The organism is Micromonospora pallida, from assembly GCF_900090325.1.
GTDB lineage: Bacteria > Actinomycetota > Actinomycetes > Mycobacteriales > Micromonosporaceae > Micromonospora > Micromonospora pallida.
The window spans coordinates 4,624,527-4,649,692 of the sequence record NZ_FMHW01000002.1 but is presented as its reverse complement, the minus strand read 5'-3'; the positions used below and the strand labels follow the sequence as shown (position 1 = coordinate 4,649,692).

General features: G+C 74.0%; 21 protein-coding genes and 1 pseudogene. 11 read left to right on the top strand and 11 right to left on the bottom strand.

Features of this window, described 5'->3' with window-relative positions:
* Positions 1-6: 6 nt before the first annotated feature.
* From GA0074692_RS19155 to GA0074692_RS19130, 6 genes and pseudogenes are all read right to left on the bottom strand, one after another.
* Positions 7-1,440, bottom strand: coding sequence for an ATP-binding protein (locus tag GA0074692_RS19155; RefSeq protein ID WP_091646575.1), 1,434 nt, complete (start codon positions 1,438-1,440; stop codon positions 7-9).
* Positions 1,437-3,095 (bottom strand): NAD(P)/FAD-dependent oxidoreductase, encoded by a 1,659-nt coding sequence (locus GA0074692_RS19150; RefSeq protein ID WP_091646573.1) that lies wholly within the window; start codon positions 3,093-3,095, stop codon positions 1,437-1,439. The genes GA0074692_RS19155 and GA0074692_RS19150 overlap by 4 nt, the downstream gene beginning before the upstream one ends.
* A 161-nt stretch (positions 3,096-3,256) precedes the next feature.
* Positions 3,257-4,473: pseudogene (locus tag GA0074692_RS19145) on the bottom strand (MFS transporter).
* A 65-nt stretch (positions 4,474-4,538) separates the two neighbouring features.
* The gene (locus tag GA0074692_RS19140; protein WP_091646571.1) at positions 4,539-5,120 is read right to left on the bottom strand and encodes an isochorismatase family protein; all 582 of its coding nucleotides are present in this window, start codon (positions 5,118-5,120) and stop codon (positions 4,539-4,541) included.
* Between the two features lie 47 nt (positions 5,121-5,167).
* The gene (locus tag GA0074692_RS19135; protein ID WP_091646569.1) at positions 5,168-6,454 is read right to left on the bottom strand and encodes a nicotinate phosphoribosyltransferase; all 1,287 of its coding nucleotides are present in this window, start codon (positions 6,452-6,454) and stop codon (positions 5,168-5,170) included.
* A gap of 17 nt (positions 6,455-6,471) precedes the next feature.
* Complete coding sequence (locus GA0074692_RS19130; RefSeq protein WP_091646567.1) at positions 6,472-9,150, bottom strand: helix-turn-helix transcriptional regulator; 2,679 nt, start codon at positions 9,148-9,150, stop codon at positions 6,472-6,474.
* Positions 9,151-9,353: 203 nt separating this feature from the next.
* Between GA0074692_RS19130 and GA0074692_RS19125 the strand changes: the two genes are divergently transcribed.
* The 3 genes from GA0074692_RS19125 to GA0074692_RS19115 all read left to right on the top strand — a co-directional run bounded on the left by GA0074692_RS19125 (position 9,354) and on the right by GA0074692_RS19115 (position 11,952).
* Positions 9,354-11,036: a hypothetical protein gene (locus GA0074692_RS19125; protein WP_141725334.1), complete on the top strand. Its 1,683-nt coding sequence runs from the start codon at positions 9,354-9,356 to the stop codon at positions 11,034-11,036.
* 128 nt (positions 11,037-11,164) lie between these two features.
* Positions 11,165-11,455, top strand: a complete 291-nt coding sequence (gene clpS, locus GA0074692_RS19120; RefSeq protein WP_091646564.1) for an ATP-dependent Clp protease adapter ClpS — start codon at positions 11,165-11,167, stop codon at positions 11,453-11,455.
* Between the two features lie 2 nt (positions 11,456-11,457).
* Positions 11,458-11,952 (top strand): DUF2017 domain-containing protein, encoded by a 495-nt coding sequence (locus GA0074692_RS19115; RefSeq protein WP_176738716.1) that lies wholly within the window; start codon positions 11,458-11,460, stop codon positions 11,950-11,952.
* Between the two features lie 155 nt (positions 11,953-12,107).
* Here GA0074692_RS19115 and GA0074692_RS19110 read toward each other — a convergent pair whose 3' ends face one another.
* Positions 12,108-12,971: an aldo/keto reductase gene (locus tag GA0074692_RS19110; RefSeq protein WP_091646559.1), complete on the bottom strand. Its 864-nt coding sequence runs from the start codon at positions 12,969-12,971 to the stop codon at positions 12,108-12,110.
* A gap of 260 nt (positions 12,972-13,231) precedes the next feature.
* Here GA0074692_RS19110 and GA0074692_RS19105 point away from each other — a divergent pair, with 260 nt between their 5' ends.
* From GA0074692_RS19105 to GA0074692_RS19095, 3 genes are all read left to right on the top strand, one after another.
* Positions 13,232-13,720, top strand: coding sequence for a M67 family metallopeptidase (locus tag GA0074692_RS19105; RefSeq protein ID WP_091646557.1), 489 nt, complete (start codon positions 13,232-13,234; stop codon positions 13,718-13,720).
* Between the two features lie 69 nt (positions 13,721-13,789).
* Entirely contained in the window at positions 13,790-14,134 is a 345-nt protein-coding gene (locus GA0074692_RS19100; RefSeq protein ID WP_091646555.1) for a MoaD/ThiS family protein, read from the top strand.
* A gap of 11 nt (positions 14,135-14,145) precedes the next feature.
* Positions 14,146-15,111: a PLP-dependent cysteine synthase family protein gene (locus tag GA0074692_RS19095; RefSeq protein ID WP_091646553.1), complete on the top strand. Its 966-nt coding sequence runs from the start codon at positions 14,146-14,148 to the stop codon at positions 15,109-15,111.
* A gap of 174 nt (positions 15,112-15,285) precedes the next feature.
* Here GA0074692_RS19095 and GA0074692_RS19090 read toward each other — a convergent pair whose 3' ends face one another.
* Entirely contained in the window at positions 15,286-15,777 is a 492-nt protein-coding gene (locus tag GA0074692_RS19090; RefSeq protein ID WP_091646551.1) for a hypothetical protein, read from the bottom strand.
* A gap of 352 nt (positions 15,778-16,129) precedes the next feature.
* On the opposite strand from GA0074692_RS19090, the gene GA0074692_RS19085 reads away from it, so the two are divergent.
* The 5 genes from GA0074692_RS19085 (at position 16,130) to GA0074692_RS19060 (ending at position 20,852) form a co-directional block, all read left to right on the top strand.
* Positions 16,130-16,879, top strand: a complete 750-nt coding sequence (locus GA0074692_RS19085; protein ID WP_091646549.1) for an MBL fold metallo-hydrolase — start codon at positions 16,130-16,132, stop codon at positions 16,877-16,879.
* 92 nt (positions 16,880-16,971) lie between these two features.
* Complete coding sequence (locus GA0074692_RS19080) at positions 16,972-18,114, top strand: glycosyltransferase family 4 protein (protein WP_091646547.1); 1,143 nt, start codon at positions 16,972-16,974, stop codon at positions 18,112-18,114.
* A 157-nt stretch (positions 18,115-18,271) separates the two neighbouring features.
* Entirely contained in the window at positions 18,272-18,997 is a 726-nt protein-coding gene (rph, locus tag GA0074692_RS19070) for a ribonuclease PH (protein WP_091646542.1), read from the top strand.
* Positions 18,998-19,037: 40 nt separating this feature from the next.
* Positions 19,038-19,655 carry an RdgB/HAM1 family non-canonical purine NTP pyrophosphatase gene (gene rdgB, locus GA0074692_RS19065; protein ID WP_091646540.1) on the top strand — a complete coding sequence of 206 codons (618 nt, stop codon included), beginning with the start codon at positions 19,038-19,040 and terminating at the stop codon, positions 19,653-19,655.
* A 180-nt stretch (positions 19,656-19,835) separates the two neighbouring features.
* Positions 19,836-20,852 carry an AEC family transporter gene (locus GA0074692_RS19060; RefSeq protein WP_091646537.1) on the top strand — a complete coding sequence of 339 codons (1,017 nt, stop codon included), beginning with the start codon at positions 19,836-19,838 and terminating at the stop codon, positions 20,850-20,852.
* A 101-nt stretch (positions 20,853-20,953) separates the two neighbouring features.
* Here the strand turns inward: GA0074692_RS19060 and hutH are convergent, their stop codons facing one another.
* From hutH to GA0074692_RS19045, 3 genes are read right to left on the bottom strand one after another with little or no spacing between them, the layout of a single operon-like run.
* Positions 20,954-22,492, bottom strand: a complete 1,539-nt coding sequence (hutH, locus tag GA0074692_RS19055) for a histidine ammonia-lyase (RefSeq protein WP_091646535.1) — start codon at positions 22,490-22,492, stop codon at positions 20,954-20,956.
* Positions 22,493-22,547: 55 nt separating this feature from the next.
* Positions 22,548-23,717, bottom strand: a complete 1,170-nt coding sequence (gene hutI / locus GA0074692_RS19050; RefSeq protein WP_091646532.1) for an imidazolonepropionase — start codon at positions 23,715-23,717, stop codon at positions 22,548-22,550.
* A gap of 58 nt (positions 23,718-23,775) precedes the next feature.
* Complete coding sequence (locus GA0074692_RS19045) at positions 23,776-25,137, bottom strand: formimidoylglutamate deiminase (RefSeq protein ID WP_091646530.1); 1,362 nt, start codon at positions 25,135-25,137, stop codon at positions 23,776-23,778.
* Positions 25,138-25,166 lie beyond the last annotated feature (29 nt).

Sequence of the window (25,166 nt, the reverse complement as noted above, 5' to 3'; positions counted from 1 at the left end):
GGCCGATCAGCCCGCGGTCGGGGTGGCGGTCAGCGGCAGAAGCACCCGGAAGGTGGTCGACCCGGGCACCGACTCCACCCGGATGTCCCCGTGGTGCTTGTTGACCACGATCCGGTACGAGATGTCGAGCCCCAGTCCGGTCCCATCGCCCACCGGTTTCGTGGTGAAGAACGGCTCGAAGATCCGCGGCCGTACCTCCGGCGGGATACCCGGCCCGGTGTCGACGACCTCCACCACCAGCAGGTTCCCGTCCCGGGCGGTGCGGACGGTGAGGGTGCCGGCGTCGCCCATCGCGCCGAGTGCGTTGTCGATCAGGTTCGTCCAGACCTGGTTCAGCTCGGCCGCGTACGCGGGGACGGTCGGCAGGTCACGGTCGTACTCCCGGACCAGCCGGACGCCCGACGGGATCTTCGCGCGAAACATCACCAGGGTCGCGTCCAGCAGCTCGTGCACGTCCACCACCTGGTACGGGGCCCGGTCGAGCTGGGAGTACTGCTTGGCCGCGCCGACCAGTCCGGAGATCCGGCCGACCGCCTCGTCGATCTCCTTCATCAGCAGTTCGGTGTCGACGGTGTAGGTGAGCCAGCGGACCGCGTTCTCCAGGTCCGCCGCCCCGACCGCCGACTCCACCCCGGTCAGCCAGGCGGCGTCCAGGCCACCGGCGACCAGCGTCGGCGCGAGGTCCCAGCCGCCGGTGACGTCCCGTTCGTCCAGCCAGTCGGCCAGCTCGTCCTCGGCGTCGCTGGCGGCCAGCGGGGAGAGGGCCGGTGCGTCGGCCACCCGGCGGACCGCCTCCTCCTGCAACGCGACCAGCCGGTGCAGGGCCCGCCCGTCGAGCCGGCCGTCGGCGATCATCGCCAGCTTGTGCCGCATCGCCGCGACCCGTTCGCGCAGCACCGCGGTGGCCCGGACCGCCGCGCCGGCCGGGTTGTTCAGCTCGTGGGTGAGCCCCGCCGAGAGGGAGCCGAGCGCCAGCAGCCGTTCCCGCTCACCGACCCGGGTGTTGGTGTCCCGCATCCCGATGAAGAGCCCCTCGAGCAGGTGCATCGCCATCGGGAACCAGGACCGGACGGCGTGCGCGAAGGTCTCGGCAGGCAGCACCATGAACGTCGAGTCGTCGAGGGCCCGCAGCGAGTTGATGTAGACCTGTGGCACCTGGTCGCCGAGGTACGCCTGGGTCGCCCCGCCGTACGCCCCGCGCTGGCTAGTCCGGATGATCTCGACCTCGTCGCCGTGCACCCGACGGCTCATCGTCACCGTGCCGTCGAGCAGGACGTACAGACAGGTCGCCGGCTCGCCCTCGGTGTAGACGGCGGCACCGGCGGCCCGGGTCTCCAGCCGTCCGTGCTCGGCCAGCCAGGCGATCTTCCCGTCGTCGAGCGACTCGAAGAGGAAGAGCGTACGCAGTTGCGCGACGGTGGGCCGGTCCGCACTGCTCACTGGGACTCCAGGTAGCGGTGCACCAGCGAGACGGCCATCGCGCCCTCGCCGACGGCCGAGGCGACCCGTTTGACCGACTCGGCCCGTACGTCCCCGGCGGCGAAGACCCCGGGCAGGCTGGTCTCCAGGTGGTACGGGTCCCGCGCGAGCGGCCAACCCGGCGGCTTGCGCCCCCCGGCGACCAGGTCCGGGCCGGTCACCACGAACCCCCGCTCGTCGCGGACCAGCACGCCGTCCAGCCACTCGGTCCGGGGCTGGGCGCCGATGAAGATGAACAGCCAGGAGGCGTTCACCTCGCGGGTCTCGCCGGTACGGGTGTCGGCCAGCGTGAGCCGCTCCAGGTGGTCCGTGCCGGCCCCGGCGGCGACCACGGTGTGCGGGTGCACCACCACCTGGTCGAGCCGGTCCAACTGGTCGATCAGGTAGCGGGACATCGAGGCGGTCAGGTCCGCGCCCCGGATCAGGATGTTCACCCGCTTGGCGTACCGGGAGAAGTGCACCGCCGCCTGTCCGGCGGAGTTCGCCCCGCCGACGATGTAGACCTCCTGGTCGAGGCAGCTCGGCGCCTCGGTGGCGGTGGAGCCGTAGAAGACCCCCCGACCGGTCAGCTCGGCCAGGCCGGGCGCGTCCAGCACCCGGTACGACACACCGGTGGCGAGGACCACCGAGTGGGCGGTGATCGTGCTGCCGTCGCCGAAGGTGAGCACCCGGGCCGACCCGGCGGCGGTCAGCCCGGTCACCTCCCGGGTGGTGAGCAGTTCCGCGCCGAACTTCAACGCCTGTCGCCGGGCCCGATCGGTGAGCTGCGCGCCCGACACCCCCTCCGGGAACCCGAGGTAGTTCTCGATCCGGCTGCTCTGCCCGGCCTGCCCGCCGGTGGCCCGCCGCTCGACCAGCACCGTGCGCAGCCCCTCGGACGCGCCGTACACCGCCGCGCCCAGCCCGGCGGGGCCACCGCCGATGACCACCAGGTCGTAGAAGTCCTCGGTGGGGGCCACCCGGAGGCCCACCAGCGCGGCCAGTTCGGCCTCGGTGGGGCGGGCCAGGTGCGTCCCGTCCGGGGCGATCACCACCGGCACGTCGTCGGTGGTCGCGCCGGCCGCGCTCAGCAGCCGGCCGCCCTCCGGGTCGTCGGCGAGCTGCCAGCGGAACGGGACCAGGTTGCGGGCGAGGAAGTCCCGGACCGCGAAGGACGGGGCGGACCAGCGGTGCCCGACCACCCGGACCTCGGCACTGGCCGCCTCCGGGGAGGCCGTCCAGGCGTCGAGCAGGGTGTCCACCACTGGGTAGAGCTTCTCCTCCGGCGGGTGCCACGGCTTGAGCAGGTAGTGGTCGAGGTCGACCAGGTTGATGGCGTCGATCGCCGCGTCGGTGTCGGCGTACGCGGTGAGCAGCACCCGGCGGGCGGCGGGGAAGAGGTCCATCGCGGCCTCGAGGAACTCGATCCCGGTCATCTCGGGCATCCGGTAGTCGGCGACCAGCACCGCCACCTGCTCGCCCCGGAGCTTGAGTTCGCGCAGCGTCTCCAGGCCGCTCGGCCCGGAGGCGGCGCGAACTACCCGGTACCGGTCGCCGTAGCGCCGTCGCATGTCCCGCGCCACGGCGCGGGAGACCGCCGGGTCGTCGTCGATGGTAAGGATCACCGGATTCGCCACGCTCCCACTCTAGGCAGGGGCCGGACCGCCGCCACCGGCGCCGCGACGCAGGCCACACCCGCTGGCCTCCACCCCGCCCGACGCCATGTCGCCGGGTCGGGGCATCCGAGTGCGCGGGACAGCGTGATATCGCCGAAACGGATCCCCGACCTGGGGGCGAGTCAGCGTCCGGTGCCGACCAGTTCGACGGGCTCTTCGGTAGCCTCCGGCCGCCGCCGGTGGCGCAGCTCGGCCGGGAGCACGACGAGCGCGACCACGGCCCCGATCAGGCCGATGGCGGCGAAGCCCCAGGCGGGTGTGGTGCGGTCGATGATCGCGCCGGCCAGCGGGGCGCCGATGGCGACGCCGACGGTGATCGCCGACGCGTGCAGCCCCATCGCCTCGCCCCGCACCGGGGCGGGGGCGATCCGGCTCACCGCGTCGGCGGTGGCGGCCAGCGTCGGCGCGCAGAGCATGCCGGCGGGGATCAGGGCCAGGGCGAGCAGCCACCAGTGGGCCCCGGCCAGACCGATCGGCACGGTGCAGACGGCCAGCACGGCCATCAGGGCCAGCGGTGACACCGGCCGGCTGACCGCGCCGTAGGCGAACCCGCCGACCAGGGAGGCCGCTGCCCAGAGCCCCAGGACCACGCCCGTCCAGCCGACCTCGCCGCCGTCGCGCAGCGCCGCCACCACCGCCACGTCGGTGCCGCCGAGCACCAGCGTGCACGCCGCGCTGACGGCGAGCACGGCGAGCATTCGAGGCGTGAGCCACTCCCGGCGGGGGACCCGTCGCGACGGGCCGGCGGTCTGCTCCTCGGCGGTCCGTACCGGCGGGTTCAGCACCAGCAGCGCGAGCCCGGCGGCGACGATGCCGCCGCCCACCGCCCAGAGGGTGATCCGGGGCGCGATGACGGTGGCCAGCGCCACGCCCAGCGCCGGGCCCACCATGAACGACAGCTCGACCGACATCGAGTCCAGCGCGTACGCCGGCCGGCGGTGCTCGGGTGGCACCAGCGCGGCGATGGACTGCCGGATCACCGAGGAGAACGGCAGGGCGAGCAGCCCGGCCAGGAACGCCGCCGGCAGCAGCAGCCCGTACGTCAGCTGTGGCGCGGTCGCCCAGAACAGCGTCTCACCGACGGTGGTGAGCACCAGGACCATGCGCAGTCCCCGCCGGTCGATCAGGCGGCCGAGCAGCGGTGCGCCGACCGCCGCGCCGACGGTCAGGGCCGCGCCGACCAGGCCGGCCGCGCCGTACCCCCGGTCGAGGTCGAGCAGGACGTAGAAGGTGAGCGCGATGCCGCCGCGGTGTGCGGGATGCGGGCCAGCACCGCCACCAGCAGCAACGACCGGATCCCGGGCGCGGCGAGGGCGGCCCGGTAGGGCTTCAGGTTCACGAGGGTGTCCACCTCCGTCGACCATCCTCGGCCGGGGGTACGACAGCGGCCACCGGTTTACCGACTCATGCGGTCGGGATCACCGGCTCGCCGTGCAGGGTGACCCCGGCGCCGTCCATCGCCCGCAGCGCCACGTCGGTGGTGGCCGGCGCGACCGCGGCGGTCAGCTCCAGCAGCACGGTGGTGGCGAAGCCCTCCCGGGCGGCGTCCAGCGCGGTGGCCCGTACGCAGTGGTCGGTGGCGATGCCGACCAGGTCGACCCGGTCCACGTCGTGCCGGCGCAGCCAGTCGGCCAGGCACTCGCCGTCGGCGGCGTGCCCCTCGAAACCCGAGTACGCGGCGGCGTACTCGCCCTTGTGGAAGATCGCCTCGATCCGGGAGGTGTCCAGCTCGGGGTGGAACTCCGAGCCCGGGGTGCCGACCACGCAGTGCCGGGGCCAGCACTCCACGAAGTCCGGCGGGTCGCCGAAGTGCGCTCCCGGGTCGACGTGGTAGTCCTTCGTGGCGACCACGTGGTCCCAGCGGTCGGGTGCGGTGGCGAGCAGCCGGGAGATCCCGGCCGCCACGCCGGCCCCGCCCGCGACCGCGAGCGAGCCGCCCTCGCAGAAGTCGTTCTGCACGTCGACGATGATGAGTGCGTTGGCCATCGGAGCGTCCTTCCAGGGGGTGTGGTCAGCTCGCTTCCACGGGGTGGTCAGCTCGCGGGGACGACGGTGACCGGGACCGCCGGGTCGCCGGCGGAGAGCTTCAGCCCCTCCCAGGGGATGGAGATCAGGCACTGCCGCAGGTGCTCCCGCGACTCGGTCAGCGTGGGCAGCGCGACCGGCTCGCCCTCGACCACGTACGACCGCTGGAGCAGCCGGTCGTGCGGGGCGTGGTCGGGCACCCCCTGCGGGACGATGACCTCCTCGGTGGCGGTGCCGGTCGGCTTGTGTCGACGGACGGCGACCTTGCGCCCGCCGATGGTGGCCTTGTGCTCGGAGCGCTTGACCACCGGACGGCCGTCCACCTCGACCAGCTTGTAGACCAGCCCGGCGGTGGGCGCGCCGGAGCCGGTGACCACGGCGGTGCCCGCGCCGTACATGTCGACCGGCTCGGCGGCGAGCGCGGCGATGGCGTACTCGTCCAGGTCACCGGAGACGATGATCTTGGTCTCGGTGGCGCCGAGCGAGTCGAGCAGCTCCCGCGACTGGTGGGCGATGACCGCCAGGTCACCGGAGTCGATCCGGACCGCCCGCAGCTCCGGCCCGGCCACCTCGATCGCGTTGCGGATGCCCTGGCTGACGTCGTACGTGTCCACCAGCAGCGTGGTGTTCTTGCCCAACGTCGCCACCTGGGAGGCGAAGGCGGCCCGCTCGTCGTCGTGCAGCAGGGTGAAGGCGTGCGCCGCGGTGCCGGCGGTGGGGATGCCGTACCGCTGCCCGGCGGCCAGGTTCGAGGTGAACGCGAAACCGGCCAGGTACGCGGACCGCGCGGCGGCCACCGCCGCCTCCTCGTGCGCCCGCCGGGAGCCCATCTCGATCAGCGTCCGGCCCCGGGCGGCGGTCACCATCCGGGCCGCCGCGGCGGCGATCGCGCAGTCGTGGTTGAGCACCGACAGCACCAGCGTCTCCAACACCACGCACTCGGCGAAGCCGCCCGAGACGGTGAGGATCGGGGAGCCGGGGAAGAACAGCTCGCCCTCGGCGTACCCGTCGACGTCGCCGGTGAAGCGGTACCGGGACAGCCACTCCGCCGCCGCCTCGTCGACCACCCCGGTACGGCGGAGGAAGTCCACCTCCGCCTCGTCGAAGCGGAAGTCCCGGACCATCTCGACCAGCCGGGCGGTGCCGGCGACCACGCCGTACCGTCGGCCGGTCGGCAGCCGCCGGCTGAAGACCTCGAAGACGCAGCGCCGGTCGGCGGTGCCGTCCCGCAGGGCGGCACTGACCATGGTCAGCTCGTAGTGGTCGGTCAGCAGCGCGGGGCGAAGGGTGCTCACGACCCCCAGCCTAGAGTTCAGCGGGAAGCCCCGTCCCCGTGGCCCGGGATGCACCGCAGCGCGGCCGGCAGTTCCGGGCGCCCGGTGATGCCCAGCTTGCCGTAGACCCGCTGGAGATGGTTCTCCACTGTGCGCGGCGAGAGGAACAGCTGCTCGGCGATCTTGCGGCTGGCCACCCCGCCGGCGGCCAGCCGGGCGACCTGCCACTCCCGTTCGGTCAGCGCGGGCTGACCGAGCCGCAGCGCCGGCGTCCGGAGCAGGTCGCAGCGGCCGAGCAGGTCACCGAGCCGGTCGTGGGCCGAACCGGCGGTCACCGCCCGCTCCCGGCGCAGCCGGTGCAGCGCCAGCGCTGCCGCCTCCGCGGCGAAGACGTTCAACTCCCGCTCGGCGAACTCGTCGGCCACGGCCAGCAGGTCGTCCGGGGACTCGTCGGCGACGGCCCGCGCGTGCCGGGCCAGCAGCGGCGGCAGCAGCCCGTCCACCCGCTCGGTCAGCTCGGTCAACCGCTGGGCGACCGTGCGCCGGTGCCCGTCCGAGCAGCGCGGGCCGACCGGGAGCTGCGCCTGGCCCAGCCGGACCAGGTCGTGCAGGACCAGCACCTCGTGCCCGGCGAATCCGTCCTCCCGTAGCCGGTTGGCCAGCTCGGCGAGATGCTCGGTCGCGGCGGTGAGGTCGCCGGTGACCGCGAGCACCGCGCCGCGCGCCTGCTCCAGCCACGGGTAGAGCACCGCCATGCCGGGGGAGTGGGTGCGGTCGGCGTCCGCCATCGCCTCCGCCGCCTGGCCGGCGTCGCCGCGCAGCGCCGCCGCCTGCGCCCGTTCCGCATGGGCCAGACCGGCGTAGACACGGCTGGTGGCGAGCACCGCGCACGCGCCGAGGCTGCTCTTCAGCGCCTCGGCGCTGTGCCCGCGCAGCCGGGCCGCGTACGCCTGGAGAACGCCCAGGTAGCCGGTGCCGAGCCGGAAGTCCCCGGCCCCGGCCAGGTCGGCGAACTCGTCGACCACGATGGCGTCGATGCCGACGATGTCCCCGGCGAGCATCAGCCGGGTGCCCCGGGCCAGCTCCAGCGCCAGTTGCAGGTACGGCATGTCGCCCCGCCAGTGGGCGACCTCCGCCTCCACCGAGGCGATCGCCGCCCCGCTGAGCGCCAACCGCCCCTGGGCGGCCTGGAGGTGGGCCATGGTGCAGCGGGCCAGTTCCCGGGAGGCCACCCCGGCGGCCGGCCGGTCCAGCACCGCGCAGCTCAGCCGCTGGGCGGCGGCCAGGTCGAGCCGGTGCAGCCGCATGATCGCCTCGAACGCGCGGACCCGGGTCTGGTCGGCGATGTCGGTCAGCTCCGCCGCCCGTACCGCCATCTCCTCCACAGTGGACTCCTGGCGCAGCCCCCAGTAACTGATCATGCCCCGGACGGTCAGCCACCGGCTGTACCGGTCGTCGGCGTCGAGCTGGCCGGCGACCGCGTCGAGCACGTCGACCGCCTCCTCCGGCCGGTCGGCGAACATCAGGATGGTGGCCAGCAACTCGGCGGCGGCGTAGCCACCGTCGGCGTCCACCGCCGCGCGGGCCAGCCGGGTCGCCAGCGGTACGTCGTACCGGGCGAACGCCTGGGCGGCCGCGCCGAGCAGCAGCCCCGGATCCTGCGCGGTGCCCGAGTCGAGTCGCCACACCGCCACCCGCAGCAGGTCGTCCCGGCGGCGTTTGCCCGCCGCCTCGATCAGGTCGGCGAGCTGGGCCTGCAACCGCCGGGTCCGACTGACCGGGCACTGCCGGCGCATCACCTCCCCGTAGAGCGGGTGCGCCAGCCGGACGTTGAGCCGCCGGTCGTCGTGGACGACCGAGACCAGCCCGCGTTCCTCGGCGGTCTCCACGTCGGCCGGCTTGGCGGCCCGGTTGAGCAGCTCCAGCCCGAGTGGCTCGCCGAAGGCGGCCAGCTCGACCACCGTCCGGACGCCCGGGGTGAGCTGACCGATCCGGACGTCGATCAGGTCGGTGAGGCTCGGCGCCAGCTCCAGCCGCCCGGTCCAGCGCCAGATGCCGTACGTCTCGTGCAGCTCACCGCTGCCCAGTGCGGCGAGCACCAGCTCCCGCAGCAGCAGCGGGTTGCCCCCGGAGAGCCGCCACAGCCGGTCGGCCGAGCCCGACTCCATCGGTCCGCCGAGGATGGTGGTGAGCAGCCCGGTGGTGTCGGCCAGGTCGAGCGGGGTCAGCTCGGCGTGGTCGACCAGGTCGTCGGTCCACAGCGCCCGGATCGGTTGCGGCACCTGCTCGCCGTTGCGCAGGGTGCCGAGCACGGTGGTGCTGTCCAGCCGGGCGATCAGGTGGACCAGCGCCGCCGAGGGCGGGTCCAGCAGGTGCGCGTCGTCCACCGCCAGCACGATCGGCCGTCCGGCGGCCTGCTGCCGCAGCGCGTCCACCGCCCACCGCAGGATGCCGGCGGGGGAGAGTCCCTTGGGCTGCTCGGTCGGGAGGACCTGCACCAGTCCGCCGAACGGGAGGGCGGCGGTGGTGGCGCTGGCCGCCACCACCCAGATCGCGTACCGGTCGGTGGGCAGCGCCGCGATCCCCTCCCGGAGGAGGCGACTCTTGCCGATACCGGCCGTTCCACTGAGGAAGAGCCCTCGCCCTTCGCCCCCGGTCACCGCGGACAGCAGACGGCCCAGTTCCTCCGTCCGGCCGATGAACTCCCACCGACTCATCGGGGCAGCATATCCATCGGATTCGCTGTGCGTGCAGCCGGTCACGCACCGAATTTGAGTAGCGCCTTCGTTACCAGTGAGTACCGGAACTCTCCGTTCTGGGACGGTCTCCGGTCGTAGTCTTCCGGCATTCGGCTCGATCAGCCGAAGATTCCACGCTGCCGGCGTCATGCCGGCCCGACTCGCCAGGGAGGCCGTCCGCGATGACGCCACGTCCTCGGCGGGGCGACAACGCCGTGCCGGACGGGATGGGTGGTGCGGACCTCGAGGCTTCCGGCACCAGCGTGCCGGGCCGGCGGGAGGCCACGCCGCTCGGGGCCGACGCACGCCGGTTGGCCCCGGACGAACCGCTCGCCGTGATCGCCACCGGTCCGGCCGGTGCGGCCCGACGGGACGTGCTCGCCGCGTTGCTCGACGTGCCGCCGACGATCCTGCCGGTGCCCGACGACAGCTACCTGGTGGCCCGGTACGCCCCGGAGCCCGCCCGGGTCGCCTTCGTGCCCGGCTACCGGCAGCCGCACGCGTACGGCGTCGACGCGCTGGCCGCCGGGCCGACGCTGCCCCGACCCCCACGCCGGATCGAGTTGCACCTGCCCGCGCCCCTGCTGCGGCACCTGACGCTGGTGGGCGCGCCGGACACCGACGGGCTGGGGGTCGGCGGGAGCCGGGTGCTGCGCGAGGCGGCCGGCCGGGCCGGGGCGGTGCTCGTGGTCATCTCCGCCGACCAGGTGTTCACCGCGGCGGAACTCGGCCTGCTGGCCGAGGCCGCCCAGGCGGGTCTCGCGGTCTTCTTCGTGGTCACCCCCGGCACGACGGGGTGGCAGGGCGGGGCCGAACCGGCAACGACGGCTCCGCCGGACGGCACGGCTCCGGCGGATAGGACGGCCCTGGCGGACGGCACGGTTCCGCCGGACGGCACGGTTCCGCCGGACGGGACGGTTCCGGCGGACGGCAGGGCTCTGGCGGGCGGCACGGGGGCCTCCGCCCCGGAGCCGGCCGCCGACCCGCCGCCGGACCCGGTCGGGCTGGCCGTGCAGACGCAGCGGGCGGCCCTGCTCGCGGTCGTCCCGACGCTGGCGGCCGCGCCCTGGTGGCCGTTCCGCCCCGGCGACGTCGCGGCGCTGCGGCGGACCCTGGCGGCCTGGGCGGTCCAGGAGGGGCCACGCCGACTCGGTAGCGCCCCACCCGCCGTCGGGCACCGGGCCGTGCCGGTGGCCCCGGACGCCGACGAGCGGGACTGGGCCACCTGGCTCGAGCGGCACGCCCGCTCCCACACCCAGCGGATCCGCCAGCACCTCGCTCTCGAGTTGGCCCACATCCACCTCCGGGTGGTGCAGGAGATCGTCTTCGGTGCCGGTTGCGCCGTGTTGCCGCGCGTGCTCGACCGGGAGGTGCACGCCCTGTCCCAGCTCGCGACCGTGAAGTGCGACCGGGCGGTACGACGGATGGTGGTCGACGCCGCCACCCTGGTCTTCGGCACGCCCCCGGACGACGCGACGTACCGGCGGATCTGCGCCGCCGTCCGGGCGAACCTGGCCGGGCAGCGGACCGGCCGGAGCCTGGAACGGGTGCTCCTGGTCACCAGCGGGGGCGACATCGCCGAGGTGACCGGCGCCGCCGCGCTCGCCGCGCTCGACGGACACCCCGGCGCCCCGCGTACGGCGGTGCTCCCACCGGTCGCGGTGGCTCTCGCCGGTGGTTGCTACCTGCACTGGCGGGGTCCGGGCAGCGCGGACCCGGGCGGCGCCCGGTCCTGGCTCCAGCGCGTGCAGCGCGAGATCGACCGGGAGTTGCACCGCGAGGTGGCCCACCGGGTGGATGCGGTCCGCCGGGCGCTGGGTGCGGTGCTCGCCGAGGCCGTCGACCACGGCATCCTGCTCGCCTGACCGTGCTGGTGAGCCGGCACGCGAGGCACCGGGGCGGGGGTCCGGCGGAGGGTGATCCGGGCGCCGATCCGGCGCCGACCGGCGTTCCGGTTCAACGCGATCGGGATTCCGGTGGCACGATGGGTGGCATGGCGGCTCCACAGGTGGCACCGGTCGAGACGCCGGACACCGAAGAGGTGCCGGTCTCCGACCGGCCATGGGTGACGATCGTGTGGGACGACCCGGTCAACCTGATGACGTACGTGACCTGGGTCTTCCAGAAGCTCTTCGGATACAGCCGGGAGAAGGCCGAGCAGTTGATGTTGGACGTGCACCACAAGGGCCGGGCCGTGGTCTCCACCGGCGCGCGGGAACGGATGGAACACGACGCGTCGCAGTTGCACGCGTATGGGCTCTGGGCGACGGTGGACCGCTCGTGAGCATGTTCCGTTGCCGGGGCGGCCAGTACGTCGCCACCCTCGCCGTGGACGAGGTCCGGGTGCTACGCAAGGTCGCCTCCGAGGTGGTGGGCCTGCTCACCGACGGCTTCGACCACACCGACCCGGTGGTGGGCCGGCTCTTTCCCGACGTCTACGCCGACGACCCGGCCACCTCGGCCGAGGTCCGGCGGTACACCGAGGGCGACCTGAAGACCGCCAAGATCGACCAGGCCGGCGCGATCCTCGCCGCGCTCCCCGACGACCAGGGTGGTGAGGTACGCCTCGATGCCGAGGCCGCCGAGGCGTGGCTGCGGGCGCTGAACGACGCCCGACTGGCGATGGGGATCCGGCTCGGCGTCAAGGAGGGAACGGACCTCGGCGAGGAACTCGACGACGCCGTCGCCGCCGACCCGTCCTCGTCCCGGGTGTTCCAGCTCTCGGTCTACGCCTACCTCGGCTACCTCCAGGAGTCGCTGCTCAACGCCCTGATCGACTGATCCCCGTCCGCCCTCCCGCTCGCCCGCTCGCCCGCTCGCCAGAGGTGGTAGCAGGGGACCCCTACTACCGTTTTTTGATGAGCAGGGGTCCCCTGCTACCACCACCACTCCTCGGGCCGTTGAGCGAGGAGTGGCAGTTGAGTGGTGACCGTGGGTCAATTGGTGGCGCTCAGGGCGGCGATCTCCCGCTCGTCGAGGACCAGGTCCGCGGCGGCGGCCGAGTCGCGGATCGTCTCCGGCCGGCTCGCGCCGGGAATCGGCACGACCACCGGGGCGAGGGCGAGCTGCCAGGCCAGGCAGACCTGCTGCGGGCTCACCCCGCGCTCCTCGGCGATCCGGGCGAACGGCGCGAACCGGTCACCCAGGCCGCCGGCCCGCCCGATACCGCCGAGCGGTGACCAGGGGAGGAACGCCAGGCCGAGTTCGGCGCAGAGGCGCAACTCGGGCTCGCTGTCGCGGTAGGCCGGCGAGAACTGGTTCTGCACCGAGACCAGGTGGTCGCCGAGGATCTCCCGGGCCTGCCGGATCTGGTCCGGGTCGGCGTTGGAGATGCCGGCCATCCGGATCTTGCCGGCATCCGCCAGCTCCCGCAGCGCGCCGAGCGAGTCCGCGTACGGGACCTGAGGGTCGGGTCGGTGGAACTGGTAGAGCCCGATGGCGTCCACCCCGAGCCGGGTGAGCGACGCCTCGCAGGCCGCCCGGAGATGCGCGGGTGAGCCGTCCAGCGCCCACGCGTCGCCGCCGGGACGGGTGTGCCCGCCCTTGGTGGCGACCAGCACCCCGGAGGTGTCCCCGCCGTACGTGGCGAGCGCGTGGGCGACCAACGACTCGTTGTGCCCGAAGTCGTCCGCGCCGAGCGCGTACGCGTCGGCGGTGTCGATCAGGGTGACGCCCGCGTCCAGCGCGGCGTGGACGGTCCGGACGGCGCGGTCGGCCTCCGGGCGTCCGGCCACCGACATCGGCATCGCGCCGAGCCCGATCGCGCCCACCTCGACCGGGCCGATGCGGCGGTGCTGCATGGTCGACCTCCTCGTTCTCCGCACTGAGTTCGTTGCACTGAGTTCGCCGTACTGACGTTCGTTGCACTGAGTTCGCTGCGCCGACCGGCTCCCACCGGCCGGACGGGTCGTCTCGCGCACCGGACAGCATGCCCGGTGCCGCCCGGCGTCCCCCGAGCGCCTTCCCCGGCGGGACGATCGGGGAAACCGGCCGGTCCGTCGGGGTGAGGGTGACGGCTGCCACCTTCGGATCGGTCCGATCAGGCGCTAGGCTGGTCGTCGTGCTGAGCATCGACCGGTCGATCGTCGACGCGATCGTCGCGCACGCGCGTCGGGACCACCCGGACGAGGCGTGTGGCGTCGTCGCCGGCCCCGCCGGCAGTGACACCCCGACCCGGCACATCCCGATGGAGAACGCCGCCCGCTCGATGACGTTCTACGAGTTCGACTCGATGGAGCACCTGCGGGTGTGGCGGGAGATGGACGACCGCGACGAGGAGCCGGTTGTCATCTACCACTCGCACACCGCGACCGAGGCGTACCCGTCCCGGACGGACGTCTCCTTCGCCGGTGAGCCGGGAGCCCACTACCTGCTCGTCTCCACCCGCGACCCCGACACGGAGGAGATCCGCTCCTTCCGCATCGTGGACGGCGTGGTGGCCGAGGAGCCGGTCCGGATCGTGGATGCCACCGTGGACCCGCACGCCGTCCAGTCCTACATGTTCGGGCAGAGCCCGGCGACGGTCGACTACGAGTGTTCCGGCCGCTGAGCAGTTCAGCGTCCGGTTCACCCCTTCTTCCGTCACCGTAGGCACACCCGAACGAGGAGTTACCACACCATGGCCATCGAGGTTCGCATCCCCACCATCCTGCGCAGCTACACCGGCGGCGCGAAGGTCGTCGAGGGCGCCGGGGACACCCTGGCCGACCTGCTCACCGACCTGGACTCCCGGCACGCCGGGCTGCGTGGCCGGCTGGTCACCGAGGCCGGCCCGTTGCACCGCTTCGTCAACGTCTACGTCAACGACGAGGACGTCCGGTTCCTCGGCGCGCTCGACGCCAAGCTCTCCGACGGCGACACGGTGACGATCCTGCCGGCCGTGGCCGGGGGCGCGCTGGGCTTCGCCGCGATGGCGGCGATCAGCGGGTACGGCAGCGTCCACCGCACCTCCGCCGCCCGCTGAGGCGGCCCGCCGTGGCGCGGTACGACAGCCTCCTCGACGCCTGCGGTAGCACGCCCCTGGTTGGGCTGCCGCGGCTCTCGCCGACGGTGCCCGAGGGGGCACCGCCGGTGCGGCTCTGGGCGAAGCTGGAGGACCGGAACCCGACCGGCAGCATCAAGGACCGGGCGGCGCTGTTCATGGTCCAGGCAGCCGAGCGCGCCGGTCGGCTCCGTTCGGGTGACACCATCCTGGAGCCGACCAGCGGCAACACCGGCATCTCCCTGGCCATGGTGGCGAAGCTGCGCGGCTACCGGCTGGTCTGCGTGATGCCGGAGAACGTCTCGACCGAGCGGGTCCAGCTCCTCCGGATGTACGGCGCGGAGATCATCTTCTCGCCGGCCGCCGGTGGTTCCAACCAGGCGGTCGCCACGGCCAAGCAGATCGCCGTCGAGCACCCCGACTGGGTGATGCTCTTCCAGTACGGCAACGAGGCGAACGCGCGGGCGCACTACGAGACCACCGGGCCGGAGCTGCTGCACGACCTGCCCACGATCACCCACTTCGTGGCCGGACTCGGCACCACCGGCACGCTCATGGGCACCGGCCGGTACCTGCGGGAGAAGGTCGAGGGCATCCAGGTCGTCGCGGCCGAGCCGCGCTACGGCGAACTGGTGTACGGCCTGCGCAACATCGACGAGGGCTACGTTCCGGAGTTGTACGACGCGACGGTGCTCTCCCGGCGGTTCTCCGTCGGCACCCGGGACGCGGTGCTGCGGACCCGGCAACTGGTGGAGGTGGAGGGAATCTTCGCCGGCTTCTCCACCGGCGCGATCCTGCACGCCGCGTTGGCCGTGGCGCACGAGGCGGTCCGGGACGGCCGCCGCGCCGACGTGGCCTTCGTGGTCGCCGACGGTGGCTGGAAGTACCTCTCCACCGGCGCGTACGGCGGCACCCTCGGCGAGGCCGAGGAGGCACTCGAAGGCCAGCTCTGGGCCTGATCGACGGCCGGCTCCGGGCCTGATCGACGGCCGGCTCCGGGCCTGACCCGGAGCCGGCCTGGCCCGTAATCCCCCTGGCAAGCAATCCGCCTGGCCCGCAATCCGCTCGGCCTGTCCCAGCCGCATCCCGTTCCGCTCCCGGCGGACCCGGCCCGGCCCCGGGTCAGCGGCCGCTCAGGGCAGGCTGGCGGTGAGGCCGGCGCTCACTCCGACGGCCAGGTTCGCCAGGCCGAGGGCGACCCACCGCAGCCCCGGGCGGGCGCGGCCGTGCAGGGCGACGCCGCCCAGGACGATGCCGCCGAGACCCAGGGCGGCCACCGTCGGCTGGTACCACTGCGGGGCGGCTCCGGCCAGCACCAGCACCAGGCCGCGTACGGCCGAGGCGAGGGCCACCGCGCCCAGGCCGGTGGCCCAGCCACAGACCAGTAGCAGCCGGCCGCGATCGGTCGGTCGACGCCGCTCGCGCTCGCCGCCGGCCGGCGCCGTCCGCCGGGACGCCCGGTGTCGTCCGCCCGGCGCGGGCCGGAGGCGGGCCGGCCGATCGCGCGGCGGGACGCCACCCGGACCGCGAACCGGGCGCGGAATCGTGCCGGCCCCCACACCGGTCCGCCGGACCGGGTCCGGTGTGGCCCGTGTCGCGTCGTCGGTGTCCGTCTCGGTCCGCACGCTCTGCCCCGTCCCGTCGTCATCGCCCGCCGCCCGACGGCGGGCCCGTCGTAACTGCCCGCCGCCCACCGGCGTGCCGTCGTCAACGCCCGCCGCCCATTGGTGGCCTGTTGTCATGGGTCCGCCGACCGTCGGTGGACCTCACCGTGTGCAACGGTCTGGTCCGGCAACCGTGACGGACCGGGTGGAGAAGACATGGAGGGGTGTCACGTTCGCGACAACTTCCATCAGATCATTCTTGCCACCGCCGTGTCCGGCGTAGGCTGCGCAGCGTGGCGTACGCGTCGGTAGAGATCATCGGCGGGGCGAGTCTCGACGGGTCGACTACCGGTAGTGGCGACGGGGCGACTGCATGAGATTGACCGTGCTGGGCTGTGCGGGCAGCTTTCCCGGCCCCGAGTCCGCCTGTTCGGCGTACCTTGTCGAAGCCGAGGGCTTCCGGCTGCTGCTCGACTTCGGCACTGGGTCGCTCTCCGCGCTCCAGCGCTACGCCGGGCTGCACGCCCCGGACGCGATCGTCCTGTCCCATCTGCACTGCGACCACATCCTCGACGCCGCCTCCTATGTGGTCGTCCGCCGGTACGCCCCGGACGGTCCGTACCCGCCGCTGCCGGTGTACGCCCCAGCGGGTGCCCCGGAACGGCTGCACGCCGTCTACGGGCACCAGGAGGAGGGGGGCGTGGAGGACGTCTACCAGTTCTACGCCCTGGAGCCGGGCACCTTCCCGATCGGCCCGTTCGCCGTCACCGTCGACCGGATGAACCATCCCGTCGAGACGTACGGGGTCCGGCTGGAGCACGCCGGCCGGGTCCTCTGTTACTCCTCGGACACCGCACCCTGTGAGCCCCTGCTGCGGCTCGCCCAGGACGCCGACGTCTTCCTCTGCGAGGCCAGCTACCTCGACGGGGTGGACAACCCACCGGACCTGCACCTGACCGGGCGGGAAGCGGGCGAGGCGGCGACCAAGGCCGGTGTCGGCCGGCTCCTGCTCACCCACCTGGTCACCGCCTGGGGCAGCGAGGCGCAGACGGTTGAGGCGGCCAGCGCCACGTACACCGGGCCGCTGGAGGTCGTCCGTCCGGGCAGCCGGTACGACATCTGACGGCGGGTCCGTCGTCGATTCGTGGCGCACTGTTCGCCGTACGGTAGCTGGCCGGACCATCGGCGCACCGCTGACACCCGCACGGTGACACCATGCGGATCGCCATCGTGACCGAGTCGTTCCCGCCGGACGTGAACGGCGTGGCCCACTCCGTCGTCCGGGTGGCCGAACACCTGTTGGCGCGGGGGCACGAGCCGATGGTGGTCGCCCCGGCTCCACCGGGCGGGCGGCGGCGGGTGGTCGACGACCAGCCCTACCCGGTGGTCCGGATTCCCAGCGTGCCGATGCCCCGGTACCAGAGCTTCCGGCTCGGCCTGCCCGGCAGTCGGCTCGCCGACGCGCTCCTGTCCTACGCGCCGGACGTGGTGCATCTGGCCAGCCCGTTCGTGCTCGGTGGCCGGGCGGCGACGCTCGCCGCCGCGCACCGGCTGCCGACCGTGGCCGTCTACCAGACCGACGTCGCCTCGTACGCCCGCGCGTACCAGCTCGGTTGGGGCGAGGCGGCGGCCTGGCGGCGGATCCGCGAGATCCACAACAGCGCCGGCCGTACCCTCGCCCCCTCCACCCGGGCCGCCGCGGACCTGATCGCCAACGGCGTCGAACGGATCTGGCTGTGGCGGCGCGGCGTCGACGCCGACCGTTTCCACCCGTCCCGCCGGGACGGACAGCTGCGGCGCCGGCTCGCCCCCGACGGTGAGCTGCTGGTCGGCTACGTCGGCCGGCTCGCCCCGGAGAAGCGGGTGGAACTGCTGGCGGAGACCACCCGGCTGGCCGGCGTCCGGGTGGTCGTGGTCGGTGACGGGCCGTCCCGGCGGGAGCTGGAGCGGCGGCTCCCGAACGCCTGTTTCCTCGGTGCCCAGCACGGCGCGGAGCTGGCCCGCACCTACGCCAGCCTCGACGTGTTCGCGCACACCGGACCGCACGAGACCTTCGGGCAGACCATCCAGGAGGCGCTGGCCAGCGGCGTACCGGTGGTCGCGCCGGCCGCCGGCGGCCCGGTGGACCTCGTCCGGTCCGGCAGCACCGGGCTGCTGGTGCCGCCGGGGGACGGGGCCGCGCTCGCCGCGGCCGTCGCCGAGCTGGCCGCCGATCCCGAGCGGCGGCGCGCGTACGGCGCGGCCGGCCGGGTGGCGGTGAGCCGCTCCAGTTGGACGGCGATCGGCGACGAACTGGTCGGGCACTACCGGGCGGTGCAGGCCGCCACGACGGCCAGCGGCCTGCCGGCGGGGGCGTGACCACCGGACGACGGCCGCGGGTGCTGGTGGTGGACGGCACCGGTCCGCTGCGGCCGGCCCGGCGCTGAGACCGGCGCTGGCCGGCGGTGGGTGGTCGGGTGTCCCTCGGCGGGGCACCCCGGGGCGGTACGGTCGAGCGACCGCATAGAGTGCCTGCATGGCGCGACCTGACGGGCGACGACCCGATCAACTTCGACCGGTGACGTTGACCCGGGGGTGGAGCACCCATCCGGAGGGCTCGGTCCTGGTCGAGTTCGGCGGCACCCGGGTGCTCTGCACGGCGAGCGTGACCGAGGGGGTGCCGCGCTGGCGCAAGGGCTCCGGGCTGGGCTGGGTGACCGCCGAGTACGCGATGCTGCCCCGCGCCACGAACACCCGCTCCGACCGGGAGAGCGTCAAGGGACGGATCGGCGGTCGGACCCACGAGATCTCCCGGCTGATCGGCCGGAGCCTGCGAGCCAGCATCGACCTGAAGGCGCTCGGCGAGAACTCGATCGTCCTGGACTGCGACGTCCTCCAGGCCGACGGCGGCACCCGGACCGCCGCCATCACCGGGGCGTACGTGGCCCTGCACGACGCGGTGACCTGGCTCGCCGAGCGGAAGTCGCTGGCCGGACGGCCGGAGAAGGTGATGCACCGCTCGGTGGCGGCGGTCAGCGTCGGCGTCATCGCCGGGGAGGCGCGGCTCGATCTCGACTACCCCGAGGACGTCGCCGCCGAGGTCGACATGAACGTGGTCTGCACCGGCACCGGCGAGTTCGTCGAGGTGCAGGGGACGGGCGAGTCGGGGGTCTTCGCCCGCGACCAGCTCGACGCCCTGCTCGACCTTGCGGTGGCGGGGTGCACCGAACTGGCCGAAGCCCAGCGGAAGGCGTTGGCGTGAGCCGGCCCGTCCCGAGCCCCCGTACGAAAGGCAGTGCAGCGTGAACAAGGTCCTGCTCGCGACCCGTAACCGGAAGAAGCTGGTCGAACTCCAGCGGATCCTCGACGGTGCGCTCGGCGCGCACCGGATCGCCCTGCTCGGCCTCGACGACGTGGAGGACTACCCGGAGCTGCCGGAGACCGGCCTCACCTTCGGCGAGAACGCGCTGATCAAGGCACGGGAGGGCTGTCGGCGTACCGGCCTGCCCACCATCGCCGACGACTCCGGCATCGCGGTGGACGCCCTCAACGGCATGCCCGGGGTGTTCAGCGCCCGCTGGGCCGGCCAGCACGGCGACGACCGGGCGAACCTGCAACTGGTCCTCGACCAGATCGCCGACCTCCCGGACGCGCACCGGGCGGCGGCCTTCGTCTGCACCGTGGCGCTGGTGCTGCCCGGCGGCAAGGAGCACCTGGTCGACGGCCGCCAGCCCGGCCGGCTGCTGCGCGCGCCCCGTGGCGAGGGCGGCTTCGGCTACGACCCGATCTTCCTCGGCGATGGTCAGACCCGCACCAACGCCGAACTGACCCCGGAGGAGAAGGACGCGATCAGCCACCGTGGCAAGGCCCTGCGGGACCTGGCCAAGCTGGTCGCCAAGGTGCTCCCACCGGCCACCTGACCCGCCGCCGGCTGCCCGGCCCGCCGGTCGGCGTTTCGCCGATACGGGGGCGTCCGGTCCGGTTCGATACCGCAACACCGGCGAAACGGAGTCGATCACGCGGTCGGGGACGCTTCCGGGGGCGGGCAGGTGCCGGCGCGGCGGCGCGGGTCGCCGGGGTGGCGGCGACGGGAGGACGACGTGCCGGGTGTGTTGACCGGGTTCGCGGTCGTCGCGGCCGTTGTCGGCGTCGGCTGGCTGGTCGGACGGCGGGGACTGGTCGGCCCGGACGGGGCTGTTGTGCTCTCCCGGGTGGCGTTCTTCGTGGCCACCCCGGCGCTGCTCTTCCAGACCGTGGCCCACTCGGACGTGCTCGCGGTCCTCTCGTCCGCGCTGGTCGTCACGGTGGTCGGCACCGCCGTGGTGGCCGCGGTGTTCGTACTGGTGGCGCGACTGGCCTGGCGGCGGCCGACCCCGGAGACCACCATCGGCGCACTCGCCGCGTCGTACGTGAACGCGGCCAACATCGGCATCCCGATCGCCGTGTACGTCCTCGGCGACGCCACGGTCGTGGTGCCGATCATCATGTTCCAACTGTTGGTGATCACCCCGGTCGCCTTCGTCCTGCTGGATCCGGCTGCCCGGGGCGGTGCGCCGGCGGTCGCTGCCGGGGACGCGGCGACAACCGGTGGCCGGGAGACCAGTCGGCAGGAGAGCAGCGGGCGGGAGGCGGCGGCCCCGGGGCGGCGGTCGCTGACCCGGGTCATGGTGCAGCAGTTGACGAACCCGATCATCGTGGCGTGCGCCCTGGGCGTGGTGTGCAGCCTGACCGGGTGGCTACCGCCAGAGGCGGTGCTGCGTCCGGTCGAGTTGGTGGGCGCGATGGCGGTGCCGGCGACGCTGCTCGCGTACGGCCTCTCGCTGCACGGCGCTCCCCGGCCGGGCACCGGGGACACCGCGCGGGACGTGTGGCTCGCCGTGTTCCTCAAGGCGGTCGGTCAGCCGCTGGTGGCGTACCTCGTCGCCCGCTACCTGCTGGATCTGTCGCCGTCGGTGGTGCTGGCCTGCACGGTCACCGCCGCCCTGCCGACCGCGCAGAACGTTTTTGTCTACGCGGTCCGCTACGACCGTGGCGTCACGCTGGCCCGGGACGCGGTGCTGCTGTCGACGGTGTCGGCGGTGCCGGTGCTGATCGCGGTGGCGCTGCTCGTCGGCTGAGCCCGGCCACCGCCCGCGGCCGGGCCTACCCAGCGGCCGCCGCGCCCAACCGAGTCGGCCCGGCGGCCACCCCTGCTCAGCCGGCCCGGCGGCCATCCTGCTCAGCCGAGCCGACCCACCTCCCGCTCGATGGTGGCCCGCAGCTCCGGACCGCGCACCACCGCCTGGGCCGCCTCCATCACCGGGGCGAGGAAGACGTCCGGGCCGGGTTCCCCGGCGGCCCCGCCCAGCGCCGCGATGGCCGCCCGACCGGCCGGGGACGGGGTGAGCGGGGCGCGTAGTTGCAGCCCGCGTACCGCCGAGAGCAGCTCCACCGCGAGCAGGCTGGTGAGGTTGTCCAGCACCGTGCGCAGCTTCTTCGTCGCCGCCCAGCCCATCGAGACGTGGTCCTCCTGCATGCCGCTGGTGGGCAGCGAGTCCACCGAGGCGGGGCCGGCCAGCCGGCGGTTCTCCGCGACGATCCCGGCGGCCGTGTACTGGGCGATCATCAGCCCAGAGTTGACCCCCGCGTCCGGGGAGAGGAACGCCGGCAGGTCCCGGGACCGGGTCACGTCGAGCAACCGGTCCACCCGGCGCTCGGCGATCGCCCCGACCTCGCTGGCGGCGATGGCGAGGAAGTCCGCGGCGAAGCCGAGCGGCGCGCCGTGGAAGTTGCCGGTCGACTCGACCCGGCCGTCCGGCAGCACCACCGGGTTGTCCACCACGGACACCAGCTCCCGGCCGGCGACCTGCTCGACGAAGGCGAGGGTGTCCCGGGCCGCCCCGGCCACCTGCGGCGCGCACCGCATCGAGTACGCGTCCTGCACCGCGTGCGCCAGGTCGTCGCGGTGCGAGTCCATCACCGTCGAGTCCTGGAGCAGCCGGTGGATGTTCGCCGCCGAGGTCGCCTGCCCCGGATGCGGCCGGATGGCGTGCAGCTCGGGCAGGAACGGCCGCTCCGAGCCGAGCATCGCCTCGATGGCCAGGGCGGCGGTCACGTCGGCCATGGTGAACAGGTGCGCGGCGTCGTGGATGGCCAGCAGCAGCATGCCGAGCATCCCGTCGGTGCCGTTGATCAGCGCCAGCCCCTCCTTGGCGGCCAGCGTCACCGGGGCCAGCCCGACCTGGTGCAGCGCGTCGGCGGCGGGCACCCGCTCGCCGGCCGGGCCGAGCACCCACCCCTCGCCGAGCAGCACCAGCGCGCAGTGCGCCAGCGGGGCGAGGTCACCGGAGGCGCCCAGCGAACCGTGCTCGGGCACCCACGGGGTGACGTCGTGGTTGAGCAGGTCGACCAGGGCCTCGGCGACCAGCGGGCGGACCCCGGAGCGGCCGAGGGCCAGCGAGCGTACCCGCAGCAGCATCATCGCCCGTACCACCTCGCGGGGCATCGGCGCACCGACCCCGGCGGCGTGCGAACGGATCAACGCGTGCTGGAGTTCGGCCCGCCGCTCCGGCGCGACGAAGGTGTTGGCCAGCGCGCCGAACCCGGTCGACACCCCGTATACCGGACGGCCGGAGGCCTCGATGCCGTCCACGATCGCCCGGCTGGTGGCCATCGCGTCCACCGTGGCCGGATCGAGGACGACCTTCGCGCCGCCCCGGGCCACGGCGAGCACGTCGGCGGGGGAGACGCCGGTGGGCTGGACGGTCACCGTGCCCATCACGCCACCCCGCCGCGTGTGTCGGTGGAACGGTGCTGGTCGGTTCGTTGGTTGCTCATAGCGGAACTCCGTTGTGCAGGACCTGGCGGATCAGCGGAACCCCCGGCCGGTAGGCCAGGTGCAGGTGGGACGGGGCGTCGAGAATCATGAGGTCGGCCCGCGCCCCGGGGGCGAGCACGCCCACGTCGTCGCGGCGCAGCGCCCGCGCGCCCCCGGCGGTCGCGGCCCAGACCGCCTCCGCCGGGGTCATGCCCATCTCCCGTACGGCGAGCGCGATGCAGAACGGCATCGACGACGTGTACGAGGAACCCGGGTTGCAGTCGGTCGCCAACGCCACGGTGACCCGGGCGTCGAGCAGCCGACGGGCGTCCGGGTACGGCGACCGGGTGGAGAACTCGGCACCGGGCAGCAGGGTGGCGACCGTGGCGGACCCGGCCAGCGCGTCCACGTCGGCGGCGTCCAGGTGGGTGCAGTGGTCGGCACTGGCCGCCCCGAGTTCCACGGCGAGTCGTACCCCCGGTCCGGGGCCGAGCTGGTTGGCGTGCAGCCGTACCCCGAGGCCGGCGGCCTGCCCGCAGGTGAGGATCGCGCGGGCGTGGTCGGCGTCGAACGCGCCCCGTTCGCAGAACACGTCGATCCACTTCGCGTACGGGGCGGCGGCGCGCAGCATCGGCCCGCAGACCAACCCGACGTAGTCGTCCGGGCGGTCGGCGTACTCGGTCGGCACCACGTGCGCGCCGAGGAAGGTGGTCTCCCCGGTCGCCTCGGCGGCGATCCGCAGCGAGCGGGCCTCGTCGGCGACGTTCAGGCCGTACCCGCTCTTGATCTCGATGGTGGTGGTGCCCTGCCGCAGCGCCTCCGCGCGGAGCCGGCGCACGGTGCCGCGCAGCGTCTCGTCGGAGGCGGCCCGGGTGGCCGCGACCGTGGTCCGGATCCCACCCCCGGTGTACGGCTGACCGGCCATCCGGGCAGCGAACTCGGCGGCCCGGTCCCCGGCGAAGACCAGGTGGGCGTGGCTGTCCACGAAGCCGGGGAGCACCGCCGCGCCGTCGGCGTCGATCCGCCGGGTGGCCGCCGGGGCGTACCGGGCCGGGCCGAGCCAGGCGATCCGGTCCTCCTCGACCAGGATGGCCGCGTTGCGGCGGATGCCGAGCCGACCGCCCTCGCCGGTCCCGGCCACGTTGGTGACCAGCTCCCCGATGTTGTCGACCAGCAGACTGCTCATGAGGTGCCGTCCTTCGTTCGCGACTGCGGGGCTCGCAAACCCGGCTCACTCCTCGCGCTCACGAGGTGATCACCGCCCGGATGGCGGCGGTGAGTTCGGCGGGGACGTCGACGGTCGTGTGCCGGCCGTCGCGGACCACCACCCGACCGTCCACCACGACCTGGGTGACGTCGGCCGCGCCCGCCGCGAAGAACACCCCCACCGGCGGTACGCCCGCCGTCCGCGCGCTGTCCAGCCGGACGGTGACCAGGTCGGCCCGGTTGCCCGGGGCGAGCCGGCCGGCGTCGGTCCAGCCCAGCGCGGCGTGCCCGGTCACGGTCGCCGCGTCGCGGAGCGCGGCCGGGGTGAAGTGGCCCCGCTGCCGGGTGCGCAGCCGCTCGTCCAGCTCGACCGCGCGGGCCTCCTCGAACAGGTCGATCACGGCGTGACTGTCGCTGCCCAGGCTGAGCGGGCTGCCCGCCTCGGCCATCCGGCGGGCCGGCCCGATGCCGTCGGCGAGGTCCCGCTCGGTGGTCGGGCAGAGGCAGACCCCGGTGCCGCTGCCGCCGAGTAGATTCACGTCGGCGCTGGTCAGATGGGTGGCGTGGACGGCCGTGGTGGTCGGGCCGAGCACCCCGTGGTCGGCGAGTAGCCGGGTCGGGGTGCGTCCGTGCACGGACCGGCAGGCGTCGTTCTCGGCGGGCTGCTCGGAGAGGTGCGCGTGCAGTGGCGCGTCGTGCCGCCGGGCCCACTCGGCGACCGTGCCGAGCTGGTCGGCGGGGACCGCCCGTACCGAGTGCACGGCCGCGCCGACCCGGGCGTGCTCGCCGGCCGGGGTGAACGCCTCGACCCGGTCCGCCCACCGGTTCGCGTCCCCGTCACCGAACCGACGCTGTGGACCGGTCAGCGGCTGACCGTCCACGGTCGCCGTCAGGTAACAGGTGTCCAGCAGGGTGATCCGGACACCGGCCTGCGCGGCGGCCTCCACCAGGGCCGCGCCCATCGCGTTCGGGTCGTCGTACCGGCCGCCGTCCGGCCGGTGGTGCAGGTAGTGGAACTCGCCGACGCAGGTGACCCCGGCCAACGCCAGCTCGGCGTACACGGCACGGGCCAGGGCCAGGTAGCTGTCCGGGTCGAGGCGGTCGGCGACCGTGTACATCAGGTCCCGCCAGGTCCAGAAGTCGCCCCGCCCGCCGTGGGTCCGGCCGCGCAGCGCCCGGTGGAACGCGTGCGAGTGTGCGTCGGCCAGGCCGGGCAGGGTCAGGCCGGGCAGGCGTACCGCGTCGGCGAGTACCTCGACCCCGGCGGTGGGCGGGGTCCGCGCGGCCAGCGGGGCAACCAGGGTGATCCGTCCGTCGACGGTCTCGATCAGCACGTCGGCGGTGGGTTCGGGCTCGTCGGGCAGCCAGGCGTACTCGGCGAGCCAGCGGGTGGTGCTCACGCCGTCGCCCCACCGCTGGGGATGACGGC